We start from the raw sequence: 24466 nt of genomic DNA on the forward strand, positions 1-24466 counted from the left end.
CCGCACCGCCGGCCCCGACCAGGGCACCCCCATGTCCGAACTCCTCCAGGAGCGGCCCCCGTGAATCTGCCTGCTGAAACCCAGCCCCAGGTGAGCCTGGCGCAGTCGTCCCCGACCGTCGGCACGTTCCGTGAGCGGGACGGCGCGCTGGAGTGGAGCGGCCGTCAGGAGACGGTGCGTGTGGAGCCGTGGGGTCCGGACGCGGTCCGGGTGCGTGCCCGGCTCGGCGGCCCGGTCCTCGACGGGCTGCCGGGCGCGCTGCTGGAGTCCGCGCCGGCGACCGAGTCGACCGTGAAGATCGAGGACGGGCTCGGGGTCGTGACGGTCGGCGCGCTGACCGTGCGGGTCGACACCGAAGGGCTGATCCGCTTCCTGCGCACCGAGGACGGCACGGAGGTCCTCGTCGAGGAGCGCGCCCACTTCTGGTGGCCCGGCCCCCGCCTCTACACCGCCGTCGGCAACGGCCACCACCGCCTCGAACAGCGCTTCGCCGCCCACGACGACGAGAAGCTGTACGGCCTCGGCCAGCACCAGCACGGCCGGTTCGACCAGAAGGGCCTGGTCCTCGACCTGGTCCAGCGCAACGCCGAGGTCGGCATCCCGGTGCTGTCGTCCAGCCGCGGCTACACCCTGCTGTGGAACAACCCGGCGATCGGCCGCGTGGAGCTCGCGCACAACGGCACCCGCTGGGTGGCCGACTCCGCCCGCCAGATCGACTACTGGATCACCGCGGGCACCCCGGCCGACGGCCAGCGCCGCTACAGCGCGGTGACGGGCCGTACGCCGATGCTGCCGGAGTGGGCGGCGGGCTTCTGGCAGTGCAAGCTGCGCTACCGCACCCAGGACGAACTCCTCGCCGTGGCACGGGAGTACAAGCGCCGGGGCCTGCCCATATCCGCGATCGTCTGCGACTTCTTCCACTGGACGCACCTCGGCGAGTGGAGGTTCGACCCGGCCGAGTGGCCGGACCCGGCGGCGATGGTGCGCGAGCTGGACGAGCTCGGCATCAAGCTGGTGGTGAGCGTGTGGCCCTCCGTGTCCCCGCTGAGCGAGAACCACGCCCTCATGGAGCAGCGCGGCTACTTCATCGGCACCCAGTACGGCCCGATGGCGCACGCCGACTGGCCCGACAAGGAGGTGGCCTCGACCGTCCAGGTGGCGTTCTACGACGCCACGAACCCGCAGGCCCGTGAGTTCCTGTGGTCGAGGGTGAAGCAGAACTACCTCGACCCGTACGGCATCACCGCCTTCTGGCTGGACGCCTGCGAGCCGGAGCTGAAGCCGGGCTTCCAGGAGAACCTGCGCTACTGGACGGGCCCCGGCCTGGAGGTCGGCAACAGCTACCCCGCCGAGAACTCCCGCACCTTCTACGAGGGCCTGCACGCCTCCGGCGAGACCGAGGTGGTGACGCTCAACCGCTCGGCCTGGGCGGGCAGCCAGCGCTACGGCGCCGCCCTGTGGTCCGGCGACATCGGCACCGACTTCCCGACCCTGCGCCGCCAGATCGCGGCCGGCCTCAACACCGCGCTCTCCGGCATCCCCTGGTGGAACACGGACATCGGCGGCTTCCACGGCGGCGACCCGGACGACCCGGCGTACCGCGAGGTGATGGTCCGCTGGTTCCAGTTCGGCGCCCTGTCCCCGCTGATGCGCCTGCACGGCTTCCGCGACCCGGGCATGCCGCTCGGCCCGGAGATGACGGGCGGCCCGAACGAGGTGTGGTCGTACGGCGAGGAGGCCGGCGCGATCCTGGAGAAGTACCTGCGACTGCGCGAGCGCCTGAAGCCGTACGTCCTGGACGTCATGCGCGAGGCCCATGAGGAGGGCCTGCCGGTGATGCGGGCGCTGTTCCTGGAGTTCCCCGACGACCAGACGGCCTGGTCGGTCGACGACGCCTACCTCTTCGGCCGCGATCTGCTGGTCGCCCCGGTGCTGACGGCGGGCGCGACGGCCCGGACGACGTACCTTCCGGCGGGCGCGCGCTGGACGGACGCGTGGACCGGGGAGACGTACGAGGGTGGTACGACCGTGACGGTCGACGCCCCACTGGACCGCATCCCGCTGTTCCTGCGGGACGGGGCACGGCTGCCTGTAGCGGAGTAGCCGTGTCGAGGGCCTGTCAGGCAGGCTCTGGGGGGCGACCGGACGATGGAGGTCTTCCGGTCGCCCCCTGATGGCGGGTCAGCTGCTGCTGACCGTCAGGTTGTTGGTGACGAAGTCGAGGCCGCCGGACGACGAGGTGACCTCGTAGCCGAACTGGACGTCACCGATGGTCTCGCTGCTGGACATCCAGCCCTTGGTGCCCGAGATCCAGCTGAGGATCGGCTTGATGTTCACGGTGCCGGAGCTGGAGTCGGACGTCCGCAGGAACGAGAACACCTCGTTCGCGCCGTTGCTGCCCTTGTAGACGGTCCAGGTGTGGCCGCCGAGGGTGACGTTGCCCTGCGAGGTGCCGAGCGGGCCGACGGCGCCGTTGTAGTTGACCCAGAGCATGATCTCGTAGTCGTAGTCGGTGTCCCAGATGTCGTACGACGTGTTGTACGCGCCGGACGACGGAACGGTGACGTTGTAGCTGCTGGTCAGCGAGCCGAGAGAAGCGATCGTCTTGTTGATCACCTTCTTGGAGTTGGGGTAGGACTTGATGCCGCCGGTGTTGGGGTGGTTCGCCCAGACACCCCAGTTGGTGCCCGAGTTGGCCCATATGCACTGGCTGCCGGCGCCGGAGCCCCAGATGTTGTTGTAGAGCGTGTAGCCGTTGAGGCTGGTGTTGCCCCACTGGTCGCAGGAGTTCCAGACCGCGGCCGAGGCGGGGGCGGAGGCGAGGCCGACGGTGGCGCCGAGGGCCATCGCCGGGGCCAGCACGGCCATGGTGATCTTGCGCAGTGCGCTCTTTGCCATGGTGTCCCTTTCCATGGGTGGGGGGGAGTTGCGGGGGCTACCACGCCCCAAGGGTGAGGACGTGGTCTTCTCCGGCGACGAGGTCGAGCGGCTGTGCGTCGCCGCCGCCGTCGCCGTTGCCGGAGGAAGTCCGGAGTTCGATGCGGACGGTGCGGGACGGCCGCAGGACCGCCGTCGCCCCGCTCGGCGTCCAGGTCAGGTCGACCTCCGCGCCGAACCGCGTCCGTACGCCCCGCAGCCGCCCCTGCGGGCAGGTCTCCGGGACCGCGGGCAGCAGGACCAGCCGGTCCGGGGTCGACTGCACGAGCATCTCGATCAGTACGGCGGGCAGGGTGTGCGCGGCGTCCGCGTTGTAGACGTCGCGGCGCGGGTAGTGGGCGCTCATCAGGGAGCCGTGGAAGAAGTCGCCGTCCAGGACCTGGTCGAGGGCGTGGGCGACCCGGCCGCCGTCCCTGAGGCGGGCCGCGATCAGGGCGTGGTGGAGATGGCCGTGCGCGGAGTCGTTCTCGGCGCCCCGGAGTTCGAGGGCTCGGTGGGCGGCGGCCGCGAGGCCGGGGGTGTCGTACGGGGTGATCTCGTCCAGCGGCCAGACGCCGTAGAGGTGGCTGAGGTGGCGGTGGTCGTAGGTGTCCGTCAGACCGGGCCAGGCCCATTCGGCGAGGGCGCCGTCCTCGTTGACGCGGTGTGGGGGGAGGCGGTCGGCGAGGGTGCGCCAGCGGTCGGCGTCCGGGGTGTCCGGGTGGTAGTCGGCGGCCGTGTGCAGGGCGTGCCGGGCCGCCGAGAGGTCCATGGCGGCGTTGACCGTGCCCCAGCTCGCGTTCGCCGGGCGGTTCTCGGGTGAGTAGGACGGGACGACGACGAGGTTGCCCGCGTCGTCGGTGCGGGTGAGGAAGTCCTCGTAGAAACGGGCGACTTCGGCGAGGGCGGCGGCCGTGCGCGGGTCGCGTTCGCCGCTGGTCTCGTCGTGGTCGACGAGCGGCTTGAGGAGCCAGTCGGCGCCCGCGGTCCACAGGTGGAGCGGGTATTCGCGGCTGAAGTGGTAGATGTGCCCGGACTCGCCGTCGGTGTGGGCGGGGGCCACCACGCCGCGGGCGCCGAAGATCGCGCGGGCGTTGGCGCGCCAGTGCTCCCGCTGGCCGTGGATCAGGGCGGCGTGGGCCTCGGTGACCTCCGGGAGCGCGCCTGCCGCGGCCGAGGCGGTCTGGAGGTTGAGGTTGGCGTCGGTGGTGAACGCGCCCGCCCAGGCCGTGTTCCAGTCGCCGGTCCACAGGCCGGTCAGGCGGGGCGGGAGCATGCCGGAGGCGGACAGGAGGTGGTAGCGGCCGGCCGCGAAGAGGCGTTCCAGCAGGGCGGGGCTCTTCGGACGGCTCAGCAGCTCCGAGCCCGCAAGGGCCCGTTCACCGTCGTCGGCATCGAGGTCCAGGCCGACGCGGAGGTAGGCCGGGCGGTGCAGTTCGGTGTGGCGGGCGAGGAGGCGGTCGTACGGGGCGTCGTTGCCACCGTCGCCGTCGCCGTCGCCGTCGCCGTCGGGGAGGAGGGCGCGCAGGGCGTGTGCCTCGGCGAGGGCGTCCATCTCGCCGGTGTGCCGTCGTACCCGGGTGAGCAGGAGCAGTGACCGGGCGCCGTCGACGCGCAGGCCGGGCAGGGAGGTGCGGGTGGTGCCGCCGGTGACGACGGCGAGCGTGACGCCCGTGTACGCCCGGTCGCTGCCGGGGTAGCGGACGCGGAGGGTGAGGAGGGCGCCCTCGGGGGTGAGGACGGTGCTGTGGCCGACGGCCAAGTCGTAGGGGGAGCCAGGCAGTTGGTGGTCGAGGGTCACGTCGACGGTGGGGCCGGGCTCGGTGACGCACTGGACGATGCCGTCGTCGGCGCGGGAGACGAAGGCCTCGCTGCGCCGGCCGTCGCAGCGGGCGGTGACGACGCCGGTGGTGAAGTCGACCTCGCGGCGGTAGTCGCCGGGGTCCTCGGCGGGGGCCGGGCGGCGCAGCCGTATCTGGAAGGCGGGATGGAAGGGCTGCACCCACTGCAGCTCGCGGCCGTCGGTGAAGTGCTCGGCGGCGGTGACTTCCCCGGCGAGCAACCGGTCCTGGAGTTGCGGGAGTTCGGCGGCGAGGGCGGGGGGACGGGGGTGTTCGGCGCCGTTGGGGCGGACCAGGGTGTGATGGTTGACGATGACCCGGTCGATGTTCGGATCACCGAACACCATGATGCCGTGCCGGCCGTTCCCGCTCAGGAAGGCGTCCTCCCAGCGGCCGGCGGGGGCGGCTTCCCAGGTGCCGTGCACGGGTCCGCTCATGGGGCGGCCTCCAGCACGGCCACGCCGTACCGCTCCAGCTGGACCCGTTCGGTGACGGCCGCGCCGGTCAGCAGGTCGCGATGGCGGCCGGGCACCTGGACGGTGACCCCGTCGCGCCCGTGGTTGAGCAGGAACAGCAGTCCGCCCCGGCGTACGGCCTCCACTCCGGCGGGCAGCCCGGCGAGGGTCGGCCGTACGCCCGCGCCGGTGGCGATGTCGGCCAGCAGGGTGCGCAGGGCGTGCGGCTCGGGGAGGGTCGAGACGTACCAGGCCCGGCCCTTGCGCAGGAGGGCCGGGAGCCCGTCCAGCTCGCCGCCCTTGTACGGGGTCACGGAGTCCACGTCGTCCGCGGCCTCGATCTCCTCGGACCAGAGGGTGCCGTGGAAGCCCTCGGCGTCGGCTCTCTCGCCCGCGTCCAGCGGCCACCACTCGTGCAGGACGCGGATGCCGAACAGTTCGCGCAGCCGGGCGTCCATACCGCCCTCGCGCACCCGGTCGTCCTGGTCGGCGACGCCGGTCTGGAAGCCGGCGACCAGGGTGCCGCCGTTCGCGACGTGGGTGACGAGGTTGTCGATCGCCGCGTTCGTCATCAGATACAGCTGGGGGACGACGACCAGCTTGTACGCGGACAGGTCGTGCTCGGGGTGCGCGAAGTCCGCGACCGTGTGCGCCTCCCACAGGGCGCGATGCCAGGCACGGACGACCTGTGGGAGGTCGACCTCGCTGGACAGCCGCCCGTCCTGCTGACCGGCCCACCAGGCATTCCAGTCGAGGAGTACGGCCACCTCGGCGGCCTCGACCCGGCTGTCCGCCACCTTCCCGCTCAGCAGGGCGAGTTCGGCGCCGATCCGCTTGACCTCCTGGAAGGTACGGCCCCGCTCCCCCGCGTGGCTGACCATCCCCGAGTGGAACTTCTCCGAGCCCTGCCGGGACTGCCGCCACTGGAAGTAGCAGACGGCGTCGGCGCCGCGGGCCACGGCCTGGAGGGACCAGAGCCGGTTGAGGCCGGCCGGTTTGGGGTGGTTGACCCCACGCCAGTTGACCGGCCCGGCGGCCTGCTCCATCACCGTCCAGGGACCGCCACGGGCCTGCGACCGCGTCATGTCATGGACGAGCGCCCCGTACTGCCCGCCGAGCGGATCGCGCGGATCCGGATAGACGTCGACGGAGACGACGTCCTCCTGCTCGGCCCACCGCCAGGCGTCCAGCCCCTGCCACACGGCCATGAAGTTGGTGGTCACCGGGATGCCGGGGCTGTGCCGGGCGACGATGTCCCGCTCGGCGAGGTAGCACTCCAGCAGCGCGTCGGAGGTGAACCGCTTGAAGTCCAGCACCTGCGTGGGGTTCTTCATGTAGTGCGCCCGGCGCGGCGGCAGCACCTCGGACCAGTCGCCGTAGCCCTGGCTCCAGAAGGCGGTGCCCCAGGCCTCGTTGAGGGCGTCGAGCGTGCCGTACCCGGCCTTGAGCCAGCCGCGGAAGGCGGCCTCGGCCTCGTCGCCCCAGTCATAGGTGCAGTACTCGTTGTTGATGTGCCACATGCGCAGGGCCGGGTGGCCGCCGTAGCGGGCGGCGAGGTCCTCGGTGATGGCGGCGGCGTAGCGCCGGTAGGTGGCGCTGGAGTGGGAGAAGTGCTGGCGGGAGCCCCACCACTCGGTCTGTCCGTTCTCGTCGCGCGGGAGGGTGTCGGGGTGCAGGCGCCCCAGCCACGGGGGCGGCGACGAGGTGGGGGTGGCGAGCACGACACCGATGCCGTTCTCGTGCATCAGGTCCATCAGCCGGTCCAGCCAGCCGAACTCCCTTACACCCGGCCGGGGTTCGAGCCTCGCCCAGGAGAAGACGCCGAGGGTGACCGAGTTGACCCCGGCCTCCTTCATCAGCCGGACGTCCTCGTGCCAGGTCTCCTCGGGCCACTGCTCGGGGTTGTAGTCGCCGCCGAAGAGGAGACGGCCACGGGTGGCGTCGCTCAGTGAAGGCCCGTTTCGCTCCGGCATCATGCGGGCTCCCCGTACTGCACGCCCCGCCCGTTGGTGGCGAGGTGGACACGGCCGTACACGCGCGGGGCGCCGGTGATTCCTGTGTCGGTGTCGTACGCGTGGAAGAGCATGGACATACCTCGTCTTTGCAGCAGGGGAACTGGAAAACAGAGGGGCGCAGGGCTGTATCGACATGGGGCTCCGCCGCGTGGGCGCGACCAGCCAAATCAGCCCTTGACGGCGCCCGTGAGCATGCCCTTCTTGAAATGCCTCTGGACAAAGGGAGAAAGCACAGCCACCGGCAGCAGAGCCATCACCATGACCGCCATCTGAACGGCCAGCCCCGACAGTTGCCCCGTCTTGATGGCCTGCCCCAGCCCGACCGGGGCCTCCTGCTTCTGCACCAGCTGAATCATGACGTTCTGCAACGGCATCATGTCCTGGTCGTTCAGATACAGCGACGCGTTGAACCACGCGCTCCAGTACCCGACCGCGTAGAACAGCGTGATCACCGCGATGACGGCCCGCGACAAAGGGATGACGATCTGCCGGAGAATCCGGAAATCCCCGGCGCCGTCGATGCGCGCGCTGTCGATGAGTTCCTGGGAGATTCCCATGAAGAATCCGCGCAGCACCAGGATGTTGAAGACACTGATCGCACTCGGCAGGATCAGGGCGAGATAGCTGTCCGTCAGCCCGAGGGTCTGCACCAGAAGATAGGTGGGAATGAGCCCGGCGCTGAAGAACATGGTCGCCAGCAGCAGCATCAGGAGCCAGCGATGCCCCACCGAGCCGGTTCGGGAGAGGCCGTAGGCGCACAGCACGGACACCGTCATGGAGAACGCCGTACCGACCAGGGTGACCAGGACGCTGATGATCGCCGCGCGGGTCACCTGGCCGCCGCTCAGCAGCTCCTGGTAGGCGACGAACGTGATGTCCTTCGGCACCATCACCAGACCGCCGGCCTCATCGATGGTCTTGCGCGTGGAGAGGCTGGTGACGACGACGATCCACAGCGGAAACAGGATCGCCAGACAGGCGATGCCGAGCACGAGCCCCTTGCCCGCCAGCCCCACCTTCGTGGGCTGCTCCTCCCATACGGGCTGGGGCGGCGCGGCCCACGGCTTGCGTACGGACTTGCCGATCACGGCGGTCACTTCTTGTACACCCCCTGCTCGCCCATCAGATGGGCCACCTTGTTCGCGGCCAGCACGAGACCGATGCTGATGACGCCCTTGACGAGTCCGGCGGCGGCCGCATAGCCGAAGTCCTGGTTGCGGACGCCGTTCCACCACACGAAGGTGTCGAGCACTTCCGCGGCTCCCGGCCCCACGGCATCGCGTTGCAGCAGGATCTGCTCGAAGCCGACGGTCAGCGCGTCGCCGACGCGCAGCACCAGCAGCAGCGCGATCACCGGACGCAGCGCGGGCAGGGTGACGTGCCACATCCGCCGCCGGCGTCCGGCGCCGTCCATCGCGGCGGCCTCGTACAGGTCGGGGCTGACGGCGGCGAGCGCGGCGAGGAAGACGATGATCCCCCAGCCCGCGTCCTTCCACACCGCCTGCGCGGTGACCAGGAACTTGAAGGTGCTCGGGTCGGTCATGAGGTCGAGACCGTCGTACCCGTGCTCGCGCAGCAGCTGTGAGAGCAGACCGGCGCCGCCGAGCAGTTGCTGGAAGACCGAGATCACCAGCACCCACGAGAAGAAGTGCGGCAGATAGAGAACGGCCTGCGCGATCGCCCGCACCCGCGGCCTGACCACGCTGTTGATGAGCAGGGCGAGCAGGATCGGGATCGGGAAGAACAGCAGGAGCTGGAGGAAGAACAGCACCAGGGTGTTCTGGACCGCCTGCCAGAACGCGGAGTCGGCGAAGATCCGCTGGAAGTTCTCCAGCCCGACCCAGGGGCTGTTCAACATGGACACGACGCCGTTGTCGCTGATGTAGGGGTCGTAGTCCTGGAAGGCCACCACGTTGCCGAGGATCGGCACGTAGTTGAAGAGCAGGACCAGGGCGACGGCCGGCAGCGTCATCAGGAGCAGGACGCGGTCGCGTCGGAGTCTGAGCCGCAGACTCGGTTTCCCCGACCGTCGCTTCTCACCGGAGCCGGTGGCCCCGGAGTCCACCGGAGTCTTCGCCGTCGTGTCGGCCTCGGCCCTGCTCCGAGGCACCGTGCTGTGGGACACGGCCGTTCTCCTTGCCTCGATGCCCGGTCAGTTGGCCGCGGAACCGTTCTCGTCGAGGATCTGCTTGTACCAGTCGCGCAGCTTGTCGCCGCCCTTGCTCTTCCAGTCGGAGACGGCCTGCTGCATGTCGCTGATCTTCTTGCGGCCGCGGACGATGTCGTCCTCCAGCTGCTCGAAGTCGTTGGAGAGGTTGGTGTAGCGGGCGGGCTCGGTGATCTGCATGCCGTAGAAGGAGCTCTTCCTGGTGAAGGCGCCCATCCGCTGCTGCCACTCGACCTGGCCCTTGGCGACCTGGGGGAAGTCGGGGTGGGCGATGGTCGCGGCGGGGCTCGCGACCATGACGTAGGCGTTCAGCACCTCGGTGTTGCCCTGGTCGGTCTTGGTGGGGACGCCGTCCTTGACGGTGTAGTGGGTGCCCTCCACGCCGTAGTTGGTCATCATGTACTCCTTGGTGCCGTACGGCGCCGCGGTGACGTTCGCGACGGCGAGCACGTCGTGGATGACCGACTCGGAGGCCTTCTTGTTGACGAAGGCGAAGATGCCGGCGGGCTGTTCGGCCCACATGGTGGGGTTACCGCCGTCGTGGCCCCAGACGTCCATGCCCCAGATCTTGAAGTCCGGGTTCTGGGCGGCCTGTTCGGCGGTGCGGCCCCACCACTGCGTGATGTTGTTGGGATAGATCAGGAACTCGCCCTTGGCGAACTTGGGGCCCGCGTCAGGGGCGTTCTTGCCCATCTTGGAGTCGGGGTGGACGACCCCGGCCTCGAAGAGCTTGCGGGACCACTCCAGCGCTTCGAGGTACTCCTCGGTCTCGATGCGGTAGACCAGCTTGCCGTCGGCCATGTTCCAGCCGAGCGGCTTCTCGCTGCCGGAGAGCACACCGAAGGCCTGGAAGGCGGTCCACTTCATGTCCAGGCAGGCCCAGCGCTTGGCCTTGGCGTTGGTGATCTCCTTGGCCAGGGCCATGAACTCGTCGCAGGACCTGGGGACTTCGTAGCCCTCCTTCTCGAAGATGTCCTGGCGGTACAGGGGCACGATGCTGGGGGCCCAGGGCGTCGGCTGCGGCAGGCCGCGCAGCTTGCCGCCGAATATGGAGCGCCGCCAGGCGTCCGTCGGGATCGCCGCGAGGTTGGGGTACTCCTTGACCTTGTCCCCGGACAGATAGGGGCCGAGGTCGGCGAACTTGCTGATGATGGCGCTGGGTATCTTGCCGCCCATGTTCCAGCCGGGGATCACCACCACATCGGGGATGTCGCTGGAGGCGAGGACCGCGCCGAGCTTCTGGTCGTAGGTGTTGCCGTCCTGGTTCTGCCAGACCACATCGACACCGATGAGGTCGTTCATGCCCTTGTAGTAGGCGTTGCCGCTCTTGGGCGGCGACCCCCAGAACGGCGACATGACGGTCACCTTGCCGCCCTTGCCGAGCTTCTTCTCCACGGAGGTCTTCAGCTCGGCGAGTTCCAGCTTGCCGGTGAAGCCGATCGCCGAGCCGTTCTTGGCCGGGATGTCCGGCGTCACCACATTGCCGGCCACATACGCCGGGAGGATCTTCTTCGCGTCCTTGCCCGAGGTCGTACCGTCGCGCGACCCGCTGTCCGACCCGCCGCACGCGGCGAGCAGCGGCATCCCGCCGGCCACGGCCGCGGTGGCGACCGCCGTGGAGGCGAGGAAGCTTCTCCGGCTGGGTCCGGAGGAGGCGGAGGCGGCGTTCGGCGTCATTGCGTCAACCCTTCGCTGAGCTGAAGCGGTCCTCCGACCACTGCGACGAGATCTGACGAGATCTATAGTCGAAGCGCTTCGATGTTGCAGTGAGGTTAAGTGAACACCCATGGGTGCACAAGGGTCGTTCCCAAGATTCCTCCGAGGTGTAAGAAGCGACCCTTCCTTATGCACTGCTTGAAGTAACGGCGCTGGTCTCTTGACACCCACCCCGGAGTCCAATGAGCATCGAAGCGCTTCGAAAGCACCGAACCGATCCATCGCAAGGGGATCCCCACGTGACCGCACACACCCCGTACACACCGCCTTTCCGCGATCGGCGTCTGCCGTTCGCGAAGCGCATCGACGACCTTCTGTCGCGGCTCACCCTCGACGAAAAGATCGGATTCCTGCACCAGTTCACGCCGGAGATCGAGCGTCTGGGCATCGCCGCGTTCCGTACCGGCCAGGAAGCCCTGCACGGGGTGGCGTGGATGGGTCCGGCCACCGTCTTCCCGCAGGCGGTCGGCCTCGGCGCGACCTGGAACACGGATCTCGTACGCCGGGTCGGTGAGGCCGTCTCGAAGGAGACCCGCGCGATGCGCGCCCGCGACGAGCGCGTGGGGCTGAACGTCTGGGCCCCCACTGTCAATCTCCTGCGCCACCCCCTGTGGGGCCGCAACGAGGAGGGCTACTCCGAGGACCCGAAGCTCACCTCGGCGATCGCCACCGCCTACACCCGTGGTCTGCGCGGCGACCATCCGACGTACTGGCGCACCGCGCCCGTCCTCAAGCACTGGCTGGCGCACAACAACGAGACGGGCCGTGATGTCACGTCCTCCTCGGTCCGTCCGCGCGTCCTGCACGAGTACGACCTGCGCGCCTTCCGCGAGACGGTCGAGGCGGGCGCGACGGCGGGTGTGATGCCGGCGTACAACCTGGTCAACGGCCGCCCCAACCACGTGTCGCCGTATCTGCGCGATCAGCTGCGCACCTGGACCGACGACGATCTGCTGGTCTGTTCGGACGCGGGCGCGCCGTCCAACCTGGTCGACTCCGAGCACTACTTCGACACCCACGAGGAGGCGACGGCCGCCGCGCTGCTGGCCGGCGTCGACAGCTTCACCGACCACGGCACCGACAGTTCGAAGATCACGGCCCGGGTGCGCGGGGCCCTGGACCGGGGCCTGCTCACCGAGGCGGACCTCGACACGGCGGTGCGCCGCCAGCTCTCGGTCCGCTTCCGGCTCGGCGAGTTCGACCCGGAGTACGACCCGTACGCGCTCACCAGGGACTTCGACACCCCGGCCCACCGCGCCCTCGCGCTGGAGGCCGCCGAGCAGTCGGTGGTCCTGCTCAAGAACAGCGGGGGCCTGCTGCCGCTCGCGCCCGACACCCGGCTCGCGGTGGTCGGTCTGCTCGCCGACGAGTGCAAGCGCGACTGGTACAGCGGCACCCTCATCCATCGCTCGACCCCGCTGGAGGGTCTGTACGAGCGGTTCGGCGCGGAGCGCGTGGAGTTCGCGGAGGGCGTGGACCGCGTCCTGCTGAAGACCCGGGCCGGAGCCTTCCTGCACGTTCCCGAGGCGGACTCCTCCGACGAGGTGCGCGGTGCCGAGGGCGCCCTCGACCCGGCGCTGCTCGCGGGCCGTACGGACCTGCCGGCGCTCACCGTGGACGCCACCGGCACCGAACTCGCCCTCGTCGACTGGGGCGAGGGCGTGCTGACCCTGCGCGCCCCCGACGGCCGCTATCTCTCGGTCGCCGAGGACGGCAGGGTCCGTGCCTCCGCCGACCAGCCCGGCGGCTGGGTCGTACAGGAGACATTCCGCCTGGAACCGCATGAGAACGGATTCCTCCTTCGGCACATCGGTACAGGTCGCCATGTCTCAGTCGCCGCCGACGGCGTCCGGGTTGCCGAAGCGAATCCGGAAATCTTCGAACTCGTCGTCGTGGAACGCGGCGAAGACGCGGTAACGCGGATCACCTCCCAGGCGGACGTGGTCCTGGTGGTCGCGGGCAACGACCCGCACATCAACGGCCGCGAGACCGAGGACCGTACGACGCTGGCCCTCCCCGCCCACCAGGAACGCCTGCTGCGCGCGGCCCGCGCGGCGAATCCGAACACCGTGCTGGCGCTGATCTCGGCGTACCCGTACGCCGTCGACCACGCTGCGCTCCCGGCGCTGCTCTGGACGTCCCACGCGGGCCAGGCGGCCGGCACCGCCCTGGCCCGTGTCCTGGCCGGTGACGTCTCCCCCGCCGGCCGCCTCCCGCAGACCTGGTACGCCGACGACGCCGACCTGCCCGACCTCCTCGACTACGACGTGATCGGCGCCCGCCAGACCTATCTGTACTTCGAGGGGACCCCGCTGTTCCCGTTCGGGCACGGCCTGTCGTACGCGACCTTCTCCTACGCCGATCTCCGGACCCGTACGACGGACGGCTCACTGCAGGTCTCCTTCACGGTCACCAACACCGGCGATGTGACGGCCGCCGAGGTCGCCCAGCTCTACACGCGCGCCGTGGACCCGACGGTGCCGCGGCCCCGCCGCGAGCTGGCGGCACACGAGCGGGTGCGCCTGGAACCGGGCGAGCGGCGGGAGCTGAGCTTCGAAGTCCCCTTGCGCTCCTTCGACTTCTGGGATGTGGCCCGGGGCGGATGGCGCCGCGAGCCGGGCCCGTACGAGCTGCTGGCCGGTGCCTCCAGCGAGGACGTCCGGCTGCGCACGACCGTGCTGCTGGACGGCGAGGCGTCCGCCCCGCGCCCGGTCCTGCTGCGCGGCCTGGACGCGGCCGACTTCGACGAGCAGAGCGGCATCGCGATCGTCGACCGCACGAAGACGTCGGGCGACGCGGTGACGGCGGCGCAGGGCACGTCGGGTGAACTGGTCTACCGGGACTGCGACTTCGCGGACGGCGTCACGGAGGTGACGGCGAGCGTCTGCGGCGACGGCGCGGTGGAGATCTCGCTCGACGGGGGCGCGGTGCTCGCCGTACTGACGTCGAACGCGCCGGACGCGAGCCCGTACGCCTACTCGACCCTGCGGGCCGGGATCATCGCCGAGGGCGTCCGCGACGTCCACCTCAGACTGCGCGGCCCACTGCGGCTCGCGCACGTCGGCTTCTCCGGTTGAGGGTCCGGACGAGGCCGACGCATAGAAGGGGCCCGGCACCGGAAGGCATCGGTGCCGGGCCCCTTCGGGGAGCCTACCTGAAAATGGTTCCCATTAGCCAGAGGTGCGGGATCGCTCAGAGCGCGAGGCCGGTGAGGACCATGACGCGCTCGTAGGTGTAGTCGTCCATCGCGAACTTCACGCCCTCGCGCCCGACACCGGACTGCTTGGCGCCGCCGTACGGCATCTGGTCGGCGCGGTAGGAGGGCACGTCGCCGATGACGACGCCGCCGACCTCCAGGGCGCGGTGGGCGCGGAAGGCGGTCTGCAGGTCGCGGGTGAACACGCCCGCCTGGAGGCCGTACTTGGACTCGTTCACGGCGGCGAAGGCCGCGGCCTCCCCGTCCACCTTCTGCACGGTGAGGACGGGTCCGAAGACCTCCTCGCAGGCGAGGGTGACGTCGGCCGGTACGTCGGTGAGGACGGTCGGCGCGTAGGAGGCGCCGTCGCGCTTGCCGCCGGTGAGGAGGGCGGCCCCGGCGGCGACCGCCTCGTCCACCCAGGTCTCGACGCGCTTGGCGGCGTCCTCGCTGACCAGCGGGCCGACGTCGGTCGCGTCGTCGTTCGGGTCGCCGGTGACCTGGGTCTCCACGGCGGCGACGATGCGCGGCAGCAGACGGTCGTACACGGAGGCGTCCGCGATCACCCGCTGCACGGAGATGCAGGACTGGCCGCCCTGGTAGTTGGAGAAGGTCGCGATGCGCGAGGCCGCCCAGTCCAGGTCCTCGTCGGAGGCGAAGTCGGCGAGCACGACCGCCGCGCCGTTGCCGCCCAGCTCCAGGGTGCAGTGCTTGCGCGGCACCGAGTCCATGATCGCGTAGCCGACCTTCTCGGAGCCGGTGAAGGAGATGACCGGCAGGCGCTCGTCCTGGACCAGGGCGGGCATCTTGTCGTTCGGCACCGGCAGGATGCTCCAGGAGCCGGCCGGGAGCTCGGTCTCGGCGAGCAGGTCGCCGATGATCAGGCCGGACAGCGGGGTGGCCGGGGCGGGCTTCAGGATGATCGGGGCGCCGGCGGCGATGGCCGGGGCGATCTTGTGGGCGCACAGGTTCAGCGGGAAGTTGAACGGCGCGATGCCGAGGACGACGCCCTTGGGGAAGCGGCGGGTGAAGGCGAGCCGCCCCTGGCCGCCGAGGTCGGTGTCGAGCCGCTGGGCCTCTCCGCCGTTGAACCGCCGGGCCTCCTCGGCCGCGAACCGGAACACGGAGACGGCACGGCCGACCTCGCCCCGGGCCCACTTCATGGGCTTGCCGTTCTCGGCGGAGATCAGCCGGGCGATCTCCTCGGTGCGCTCGACGAGGCGCCGGCTGACGTGGTCGAGCGCGGCGGCCCGCACATGGGCCGGGGTCGCGGCGAAGTCGTCGCGGACGGCGTACGCGGCGGCCACGGCCTCCTCGATCTGCGCGTCCGTCGGCACGCTCACCTTGCCGACGACGCGCCCGTCCCACGGGGAGGTGACGTCACAGGTGTCCTCGCCGCTGACCTGGCGGCCGGCGAGCCAGAAGGCGTGGGTGGAAGCCATAGTCGATTTACCGGCCCTTCCGCGTTGGGGTGTGCTGCTCCTGGTGTGTCGTGGTCCACGGTAGGGGCGCGCGGGCCGAGGGGTGTTTGTCCGGGGTGTAGTGGTGGGAGTCGCGGTCGCTACGATTTGGCGTACGCGGACTGCGGGCGGTCCTGCGTGCCTACTGCCTGCTTGCCTACTCCCTGTCTGCCTGCTGCCTGTCTGCCTACTCGGCCGACGTCGCCTTCAACGCCAGCCACAGCTCCATGCGCACATCCGCGTCGTCCAGCGACCGCCCGAGGATCTCCTCGACCCGCCGCATCCGGTACCGCAACGTGTGCCGGTGCACCCCCAGATCCGCGGCCGCCGCGTCCCACTGACCGTGCCGCGACAGCCACGCCCGCAGCGAGGCGACCAGATCCCCCCGCCCCGTCGCGTCATGCTCGTGCAGCGCCCGCAGCAACCCGTCCGCGAACGCCTTCACCGCGTCGTCCGCGAGCAGCGGCAGCACGGACCCCGCGGCCAGCTGCTCGTGCTCCACGCACACCCGCCCCCGCCGCCGGGCCACCGACAGGGCCTGCTCGGCCTGCTTGTAGGCCGCCGCCGCGGCGATGGGCCCGGCCGGTGCCGAGAGGCCCACGACCAGCTCGTCCTCGTCGGCTCCCCCGCGCGTCTCCGACCCGGCGTCTGCCCGCGTCGCCTCCAGTGCCGCCGCGTACTCCGTGCACGCGGCGACCGCGGCGCCCTCGTCCGCGGCGAGCACGACCAGCCGTGCGGCCTCGCCCTCGCCCTCCGGCACCACGAGCACGGCCTCCCCGGCCCGGGCCGCCGCCGACTCCACGACCTCGGTGAGGGCGCCCAGCGGATCGCCGTTCACCCCTGACGCGGCGACCAGCACCGCGGCCGACGCCTTGGTCAGCGCCACCCGCGCCCCGGAGTCCACCACCCGGGCCGCCGAGACCGGCGCCGCCTCGGCGACGATCACCCGGAAGGGCGCGTCCAGCAGGTCGCCGTACAGGTCCCCCGCCACGGCCCGCGCATGGTCCGGCTCCCCGGCGAGCAGCATGCGCAGCACCGCCGTGCCGACCCGCTGCTCGGCCGCGTGCAGCGACCGGGACCGCTCGGTCGTCAGGGTCAGCAGCGCGATCGCCGAGTGCACCGCGTACCGCTCGGCCGTGCCCGGCGCGGCCGCCGTCCCCACGGCCAGGGCGGCCCGCGGCCGGCGTCCCGTGCCCAGGGTGTGCAGCTCGACCCGGTCCTCGTGCTCCGGCCCGCCGACCACCGAGGACGCCGGCGCGGGCCGCTCCCGCAGCCGCTCCACCTCGGCGGTGAGCCGCGCCGCGCGCCGCCCCGCCCACTCGGGCGCGGTCGCGACGACGGCACCGGAGGCGTCGTAGAGCGCCGCCCAGCCGTTGACCTGGGACGCCAGCGCGGCCAGCAGCCCCTCCGGCCCGTCGGTCAGCGCCTGTTTCGTCAGCTCCCGCTGGGCCGCGAACCCCGCTGTCACCGCCCGGTACTGGTCCGCCGCGATCGCCGCGGACACGGCCTTGCTGATGGCGAGGAAGGGCGTGCGGCGCGGCACCTCCAGCAGGGGCAGGTCCTCCTCCGTCGCCGCGTCGACCAGGGCCTCGGGGATGTCCTCGTAGTTGACGCCGACCGCGAAGCCGAGCCCGACCACGCCCGCGCCCACCAGGCGCCGCACATAGCGCCGCATCGCCTCGGGGTTCTCCGCGTCCAGCTTGAGCGCGGTGATCAGCAGCAGCTCCCCGCCCTCCATGTAGGGCACGGGATCGGTGAGCTCGCTGGCATGCGCCCAGCGCACGGGCGCGTCCAGGCGGTCCTCGCCCGCCCGCACGGTGAGCTTGAGCGCGGAGTGGTGGACGAGCGAGGCGAGCGTGAGTGGCATGAGACCTTCAGGTCGGCGTGATCGTCATGATCTTTTGGCCGCCACGTATGAACAGCCTGTGCCGATTCTGCCTCACCGTACGGTCATGGGGTCACCTGAAGTCCGGCCCTGACCTAACCCCGCAGATCCACCAGCAGCGGCGGCGCGTGCTCGCCCTGGACGCTGGTGAGGGACAGCACCGCATGCCCCGGCGGCACCCCGTGCGCCAGCTCGGACGCCGACCACCGTTCCCGCTCGACCTGGCGGACGGTCACCGCGCGCGCGGTCGGCGCCTTGCCGGTGATCACCCGGCGCACCGCGTGCAGCGCCTTGCCGGCCGGGGTCTCGGCGATGATCTGCCGGTCGGTGACGTCCCGCGCCTCGGTCCACTCCTTGCCCCACACCTCGGCGAAGTCCTGCCCGTCCCAGGGCGTGACCCCGGCCAGCGCCATCCGGCACCCGGCGGACCCCAGCAGCGGCCCGCGCAGCGGCCTAGGTACGTCGTCCAGGGTGCGCAGCGTGAGCACGGCGCCCGCGTTGCCCGACCGCAGCCGCTGGATGCCGCGTACGGCCTCGGGTGTCACGACCCCGGTCGCGTCGTCCAGCACCAGGCAGGCGAACAGCGACCGGTCCTCCCGTACCGCGACACTCGCCGTGAACTGGGCCAGCACCAGCCGCGCCAGCATCCGCGAGGCCTCGGCGTGGCCGCGCGCGGGCAGGTCGATGCGGACCCGGACGGGGTGGTCGAGGGCCTTCAGCGAGAACGGCCGCGACTGCCCGGAGGTGTCGAAGAAGCCCGCGAACACCGGCCGGTCCAGCAACGCCACCCGGTCCGCGAGGATCGCCGACACATCGCCGGGGTGCCCCAACTGCCGCTCCCGGGCGTCCAGTTCGCGAATGAGCGACTCCTGCCCGGAACCCTCCAGCCCGGTACGCAGCGCGTCGAGCGCCCCTGGCGCGCCGTCCAGCAGCTGCCGCAGCTCCGGCACGGACGGGAAGCGGTCGTGGACCGCCCGGAACGGTCCGAGGAGCTGGGCCAGCACGGTCGTGGAGCGGCGGCTGTCGCTGCCGGGGTGCGGGTCGGCGAGGTCCCCGACGAGCGCCTCGGCGAGCACGGCCGCGGCCTCGTCGGGGTCGTCGGCGCCGCCGTACAGGTCCAGGTCGTAGACCGAGTCCGGATTCCCGATCTGTACGACGACGTCGTACGCGTCGGCCGGTCCGAGCCCCGAGCCCGCCGCGCCGACCACCACCACGGCGGCCCGTCCGGCGAGGGCCTGCAGGCACAGCGACTCGGCGAGCGGCCGCACGACGGTTCCCGTCTTCCCGGACCCGGCGGGACCGACGGCCAGCAGGGAGGTGCCGAGCAGATCGGGTCCGAGACCGAGTCCGGTGCCGCGATAGGCGTACGGGTTGCGCGGGTCGTCGGCGGTGGTGCCGAGCCGCACCTGACCGCTGACGAGGTCGTGCCGGGCGACCCGGGCGGGCAGGTCGCGCTCCCCCGACGGATGCAGACAGGCTGCGGCACCGTCCCTGAGCACGGCACCGCTGAACGTGCCGAGATCGTGCCGCCCGCTGCGCACGCCCTGCCAGGCCCGGACGATCCGCGCGTAGTCGACGTCCCGCATCCGCCCGGACCGCGCGTCGGCCCCGAGCCGCTCGGCGGCTTCATGGGCCCCGGCGGCACGCAGCTGGTTCCACTGGGCGGGGTCCTCCTGAGGCGTGGGAGCCGCCTGTTCGGGCTCGCGGCGACGGAAGCGGGGGGTGACGAGACGGCGCCACACCTCGCCCCAGCGGCCGAGCCGGCCCACCCCCACCATGATCGCCAGAATGACGAGCAGGGTGTAGCCGTTGTAGACGAGACCCCTGACGACGTTGCTCTCACTGTGCAGCCAGGCATCGGGGGCGAGGAGTTGCAGCGGCAGGATCCACCAGCCGCCGAGGTAGCCGTTCTCCAGCAGCGACCAGATCAGCCACCCGACCAGGAAGGCGATCAGCGCCCCGCTCACCAGCTGCCGCGCCGGGATCTGCTCCGGCTCCTCGTCCGGCCGGGGCACATGCCCGAACCGCCACACGCCCGGCTGTGCCTCGGGCCGCGCCGCCCGCAGCCAGCCCAGAAACGCCGATCCGTCCAGGCCGGGCGGCGCCGAAGGCATCGGCGGCACGGCGGAGCGTGATCGCGGCACAGGCGTCGCGTGTGTGCCCCGCGCGTCCTGCGTCCCGTCGCTGTCCATCGCCGTTGCCCCCTGACCAGCCGTTCCATCCGTGGCATCCACCATCAGCGAGCCAATCTAACGCCCTCTCCTGGGGAGTTCACCGCTTACGCGGCCGACGCAGCGGACTGAGATGCTCCGGATACCGTCGTGGCCTGCCCCGCACCCATGGACCAGGAGACGGAGACTCCCCGCCGACCGTCGCGAGCGGGCGACCGGCCTGTGGATGGCGGGCGGTCCGCAGGGGTCCTGCGTCGTCTCCGCCCCCGGCGGCGCCAGACCGGTCAGGGTCGCTATGTCCACCACGGACAACCGGCGCTCCTGACAACGCCCACATGGAGCATGCCCACCCCCCACTCCCGCCCCTAGCCTGCGAGAAAAGAGGAAGACAGAAGACAAGCGTCCGCAACACCCCAGGAGCCCCTTATGAGCGCACTTCCCCAGGAGCGCCGCGTCGTCACCGCCATCCCCGGTCCGAAGTCGCAGGAGCTGCAGGCCCGCCGTACCGCCGCGGTCGCCCAGGGCGTGGGCTCCGTGCTGCCCGTGTTCACCGCGCGTGCGGGCGGCGGCATCATCGAGGACGTCGACGGCAACCGGCTCATCGACTTCGGCTCGGGCATCGCCGTGACGTCCGTCGGCGCATCCGCCGAGGCGGTCGTACGCCGCGCCACCGCGCAGCTCGCCGACTTCACCCACACCTGTTTCATGGTCACGCCCTACGAGGGCTACGTCGCCGTCGCCGAGGCGCTGGCCGAGCTCACCCCGGGTGACCACGCCAAGAAGTCGGCGCTGTTCAACTCCGGCGCCGAGGCCGTCGAGAACGCCGTCAAGATCGCCCGGTCGTACACCAAGCGCCAGGCCGTCGTCGTCTTCGACCACGGCTACCACGGCCGCACCAACCTCACGATGGCGCTGACCGCGAAGAACATGCCGTACAAGCACGGCTTCGGTCCGTTCGCGCCGGAGGTCTACCGGGTGCCGGTGGCCTACGGCTACCGCTGGCCGACCGGTCCGGAGAACGCGGGCCCCGAGGCCGCCGCGCAGGCCATCGACCAGATCAGCAAGCAGGTCGGTGCGGAGAACGTCGCCGCGATCATCATTGAGCCGGTGCTCGGCGAGGGCGGCTTCATCGAGCCGGCCAAGGGCTTCCTGCCGGCGGTCCGTCAGTTCGCCGCCGACAACGGCATCGTCTTCGTCGCGGACGAGATCCAGTCCGGGTTCTGCCGTACGGGTCAGTGGTTCGCGTGCGAGGACGAGGGCATCGTCCCCGACCTGATCACCACCGCGAAGGGCATCGCCGGCGGCCTTCCGCTCGCCGCCGTGACCGGCCGCGCCGAGATCATGGACGCCGCGCACGCGGGCGGCCTGGGCGGCACCTACGGCGGCAACCCGGTCGCCTGCGCCGGTGCGCTCGGCTCGATCGAGACGATGAAGGAGCTCGACCTCAACGCCAGGGCGAAGAACATCGAGGCCACCATGAAGGCCCGCCTCACCGCCATGGCCGAGAAGTTCGACATCATCGGCGATGTCCGTGGGCGTGGCGCGATGATCGCGATCGAGCTGGTCAAGGACCGTTCGACGAAGGAGCCGAACGCGGAGGCGACCGCCGCGCTCGCCAAGGCCTGCCACCAGGAGGGCCTGCTGGTCCTGACCTGTGGCACCTACGGCAACGTGCTGCGCTTCCTGCCCCCGCTGGTGATCGGCGACGACCTGCTGAACGAGGGTCTCGACATCATCGAGCAGGCCTTCGCCCGCATCTGAGGCCACAGCAAAACCACTGGTGAGCGACGGGGTCCCGGTCCCGGGGACCCCATCCGCCCCGGCCCTGACACCTACCGTGATTCCGGGGCTGGGGCGGCTACCGTCAGAGCGTGTGAAGAAGGTGTGCGAGGTGGATGTCAGGACGCGATTCCGTCTGTCTAACACCCTCGCCCTGTCGTAGGTTCTAACCAGATGAGAGATACACCCCGCCCAGAGGGGACTCTGGGTGACATCAGGGCGAGGCCTCCCCAGCTTCGACCTGGTCGTGCCCTCGCGCACACAACCGGAGCCTCCGGCTCCGGATCTCCTCACCGATCGGACAGTCGCCCGCCCCAAACCCCCCGGGGCGCGCGACCATCCGGTCCGGACGGCCGCCTCGGAACCACCCCCCCTGTTCCGGGGCGGCCGACCTCCCTCTCTCTCCTTCTCGGGCTTCCCGCCCTTCTCTTCGCGCTCATCACCTGGCAGGTGATGGCCGACGGCCCGCTGGTCGACCTCGACGAGGCGGCCAGCCGGGCCCTGATCCACCCGGACCGCTTCGCCGAACTCCTCGCCGACCTGGGCAATGTGCAGGTCGCCGTGCCGGTCCTGGCCGTCGCCCTGGTGTACGCAGCGTGGCGGACCCGCCGCGGCGCCGGTACAGACCACTGGTGGCTGCCGGCCACCGCGGCCGCCGTCCTCATGGCGCTGGTCCCAGCCCTGATCGTCCCCCTCAAGGAACTGACCGACCGCCCCGGCACCCCGGCCGTACCGCCCGCCACCGGCTACTACCCGTCCGGCCACACCGCCACGGCCGCCATCGCCTACGGCGCCGCGACCCTGCTGCTCCTCCCCCGGCTGAGCTCGACGTACGCCCGTCGGGCGGTGCTCGTCGGGTGCGCCGTCCTCAACCTCGGCGTCGGCTTCGGTCTGGTCCGGCGCGGCTACCACTGGCCACTGGACGTCGTGGCCAGTTGGTGCCTGTGCGCGGTGCTGCTCGGCCTGCTGTGGCTGTTCCTCAGCCGAAGTAGCCGTCGAACGTCCGCTGGAACTCCCAGCCGCCGTACCGGTCCCAGTTGATCGACCAGGTCATCAGGCCGCGCAGTGCGGGCCAGGTGCCATGGGTGGCGTACGAGCCGCAGTTCGTCTTCTTCGTCAGGCAGTCGAGGGTCTTGGTGACCTCGGCCGGAGGGACGTGGCCGTTGCCCGCGTTGGTCGAGGCGGGCATGCCGATCGCCACCTGGTCGGGGCGCAGCGGCGGGAAGACGTTGCTCGCGTTGCCCGCGACCGGGAAGCCGGTCAGCAGCATGTCCGTCATGGCGATGTGGAAGTCGGCGCCGCCCATGGAGTGGTACTGATTGTCGAGGCCCATGATCGGGCCCGAGTTGTAGTCCTGGACGTGCAGCAGCGTGAGGTCGTCGCGCAGGGCGTGGATGACCGGGAGGTACGCCCCCGCCCTCGGGTCCTGGCCGCCCCACTGGCCGGTGCCGTAGTACTGGTAGCCGAGCTGGACGAAGAAGGTCTCCGGGGCCATCGTCAGCACGAAGTCGGCGCCGTACTTGGCCTTGAGGGTCTTCACGGCCGAGATCAGGTTGACGATCACCGGGGTCTTGGGGTTCTTGAAGTCGGTGTCGTCGGCGTTCAGGGAGAGCGAGTGGCCCTCGAAGTCGATGTCCAGGCCGTCGAGGCCGTACTGGTCGATGATCTTCGACACGGACGTCACGAAGGCGTCCCGCGCAGCGGTGGTCGTCAGCTGGACCTGGCCGTTCTGGCCGCCGATGGAGATCAGTACCTTCTTGCCGGCCGCCTGTTTGGCCTTGATGGCGGCCTTGAAGTCGGCGTCGCTCTCGACGTTCGGGCACTCGGTGGCCGGGCAGCGGTTGAAGCGGATGTCGCCGGAGGTGACCGAGGTGGGTTCACCGAAGGCCAGGTCGATGACGTCCCAGCTGTCGGGGACGTCGGCCATGCGGGTGTAGCCGGATCCGTTGGCGAAGCTCGCGTGGAGGTAGCCGACCAGGGCGTGTGCCGGGAGGTCCGTGCCTCCGCCGCCCGGTCGTGCGGTGGTCGTGGCCGTCACCGTGGCCGACTTCGCGGACTCGCCCGCGTCGTTCACCGCGGCGACCTGGAAGCTGTACGCGGTGGAGGGCGAGAGGCCGCTGACCGTCGCCGAAGTGCCGGTCGGGCTCTGGGCTTTGGTGCCGTCGCGGTAGACGGCGTAGCTCGTCGCGCCGGGGACCGGTGACCAGGACAGGGCGACGCTGGACGAGGTGACCGTGCCCGTCTTCAGGCCGGTCGGAGCCGCTGGCGGCCGGCCTGTTTCCACGCCGGGTCCGACGAGCGAGATGTCGTCGGCGTAATAGGCGCCCGTGCCGTACCAGCCGTGGGTGTAGAGGGTGACGCGGGTGGTGGCGGGGCCGGTGCGGAAGGTCGTCGTGAGCTGCTGCCAGGTGGGGGCCGACTGGGTCCAGGTGGAGACGTCGGTGGTGCCGGTGCCGTCGGCACCGAGGTAGACGTAGGAGCCGCGGACGTAGCCGGACAGCGTGTACTGGGAGTCCGGTTTCACGGTCACCGTCTGCGCGCACCGGGCGTTGTCGGCGCCTGCCGGGGTCGCCTGAAGTGCGGAACTGCCGCTGCGTACGGGTGAGTTCACGGTCGCACCCGCCGTGCAGGTCCAGCCGTCCAGGCCTGACTCGAAGCCGCCGTTGCGGGCGAGGTCCGCGTCGGCCGCACGGGCGGCCGACGAGAGTGCGGTGAGGCCGGGCAGGGTCAGGGCCGCGGCTGTGAGGAGGGCGAGAGGTCTGAAGCGTTCCACAAGTGCCTCCAGGCATGGGGGAATTGGAGGTGGAGCCGTGGCACCGCTCCACAACTTGGTCCAGACCAATCTGCCTTGTCAAGAGTTCTCGC

Annotated in this window: 14 protein-coding genes; 4 read left to right on the forward strand and 10 right to left on the reverse strand. The window is 70.9% G+C overall.

The annotated features are described in order from the left end of the window. Positions 1-60 precede the first annotated feature (60 nt). Entirely contained in the window at positions 61-2103 is a 2043-nt protein-coding gene (locus tag ACFWYS_RS02290) for a TIM-barrel domain-containing protein (protein WP_384762281.1), read from the forward strand. Between the two features lie 78 nt (positions 2104-2181). Here ACFWYS_RS02290 and ACFWYS_RS02295 read toward each other — a convergent pair whose 3' ends face one another. From ACFWYS_RS02295 to ACFWYS_RS02320, 6 genes are all read right to left on the reverse strand, one after another. Then, positions 2182-2898, reverse strand: a complete 717-nt coding sequence (locus ACFWYS_RS02295) for a hypothetical protein (protein ID WP_384762283.1) — start codon at positions 2896-2898, stop codon at positions 2182-2184. A gap of 37 nt (positions 2899-2935) precedes the next feature. Further along, positions 2936-5194 (reverse strand): glycoside hydrolase N-terminal domain-containing protein, encoded by a 2259-nt coding sequence (locus ACFWYS_RS02300; protein ID WP_384762284.1) that lies wholly within the window; start codon positions 5192-5194, stop codon positions 2936-2938. Then, complete coding sequence (locus tag ACFWYS_RS02305) at positions 5191-7185, reverse strand: beta-galactosidase (protein ID WP_384762806.1); 1995 nt, start codon at positions 7183-7185, stop codon at positions 5191-5193. Before ACFWYS_RS02305 ends, ACFWYS_RS02300 begins: the two co-directional genes overlap by 4 nt. Positions 7186-7394: 209 nt before the next feature. Further along, positions 7395-8324 (reverse strand): carbohydrate ABC transporter permease, encoded by a 930-nt coding sequence (locus tag ACFWYS_RS02310; RefSeq protein WP_384762286.1) that lies wholly within the window; start codon positions 8322-8324, stop codon positions 7395-7397. Beyond that, a complete protein-coding gene (locus ACFWYS_RS02315) occupies positions 8321-9352 on the reverse strand; it encodes an ABC transporter permease (protein WP_384762288.1) in 1032 nt (343 codons plus the stop codon). The genes ACFWYS_RS02310 and ACFWYS_RS02315 overlap by 4 nt, the downstream gene beginning before the upstream one ends. 27 nt (positions 9353-9379) lie before the next feature. Beyond that, positions 9380-11071, reverse strand: a complete 1692-nt coding sequence (locus tag ACFWYS_RS02320) for an extracellular solute-binding protein (protein WP_384762290.1) — start codon at positions 11069-11071, stop codon at positions 9380-9382. A 278-nt stretch (positions 11072-11349) separates the two neighbouring features. Here ACFWYS_RS02320 and ACFWYS_RS02325 point away from each other — a divergent pair, with 278 nt between their 5' ends. After that, the gene (locus ACFWYS_RS02325; protein ID WP_384762291.1) at positions 11350-14187 is read left to right on the forward strand and encodes a glycoside hydrolase family 3 C-terminal domain-containing protein; all 2838 of its coding nucleotides are present in this window, start codon (positions 11350-11352) and stop codon (positions 14185-14187) included. 115 nt (positions 14188-14302) lie between these two features. On the opposite strand, the gene ACFWYS_RS02330 is transcribed toward ACFWYS_RS02325, so the two are convergent. The 3 genes from ACFWYS_RS02330 to ACFWYS_RS02340 form a co-directional block, all read right to left on the reverse strand. Continuing rightward, a complete protein-coding gene (locus ACFWYS_RS02330; protein ID WP_384762293.1) occupies positions 14303-15748 on the reverse strand; it encodes an aldehyde dehydrogenase family protein in 1446 nt (481 codons plus the stop codon). A gap of 205 nt (positions 15749-15953) precedes the next feature. After that, complete coding sequence (locus ACFWYS_RS02335) at positions 15954-17633, reverse strand: PucR family transcriptional regulator (protein WP_384762295.1); 1680 nt, start codon at positions 17631-17633, stop codon at positions 15954-15956. A 113-nt stretch (positions 17634-17746) separates the two neighbouring features. Next, the gene (locus ACFWYS_RS02340) at positions 17747-19843 is read right to left on the reverse strand and encodes an ATP-binding protein (RefSeq protein ID WP_384762297.1); all 2097 of its coding nucleotides are present in this window, start codon (positions 19841-19843) and stop codon (positions 17747-17749) included. 405 nt (positions 19844-20248) lie between these two features. Here ACFWYS_RS02340 and gabT point away from each other — a divergent pair, with 405 nt between their 5' ends. Together gabT and ACFWYS_RS02350 are read left to right on the forward strand one after the other, a co-directional pair. Continuing rightward, a complete protein-coding gene (gabT, locus tag ACFWYS_RS02345) occupies positions 20249-21583 on the forward strand; it encodes a 4-aminobutyrate--2-oxoglutarate transaminase (RefSeq protein ID WP_384762299.1) in 1335 nt (444 codons plus the stop codon). 222 nt (positions 21584-21805) lie between these two features. Further along, a complete protein-coding gene (locus ACFWYS_RS02350) occupies positions 21806-22642 on the forward strand; it encodes a phosphatase PAP2 family protein (RefSeq protein ID WP_384762809.1) in 837 nt (278 codons plus the stop codon). On the opposite strand, the gene ACFWYS_RS02355 is transcribed toward ACFWYS_RS02350, so the two are convergent. Continuing rightward, positions 22581-24374, reverse strand: coding sequence for a chitinase (locus ACFWYS_RS02355; RefSeq protein ID WP_384762301.1), 1794 nt, complete (start codon positions 24372-24374; stop codon positions 22581-22583). The two genes, ACFWYS_RS02350 and ACFWYS_RS02355, sit on opposite strands and share 62 nt — an antisense overlap. Between the last annotated feature and the right edge of the window lie 92 nt (positions 24375-24466).

It is taken from the genome of Streptomyces sp. NPDC059010, from assembly GCF_042740355.1.
Lineage (GTDB): Bacteria > Actinomycetota > Actinomycetes > Streptomycetales > Streptomycetaceae > Streptomyces.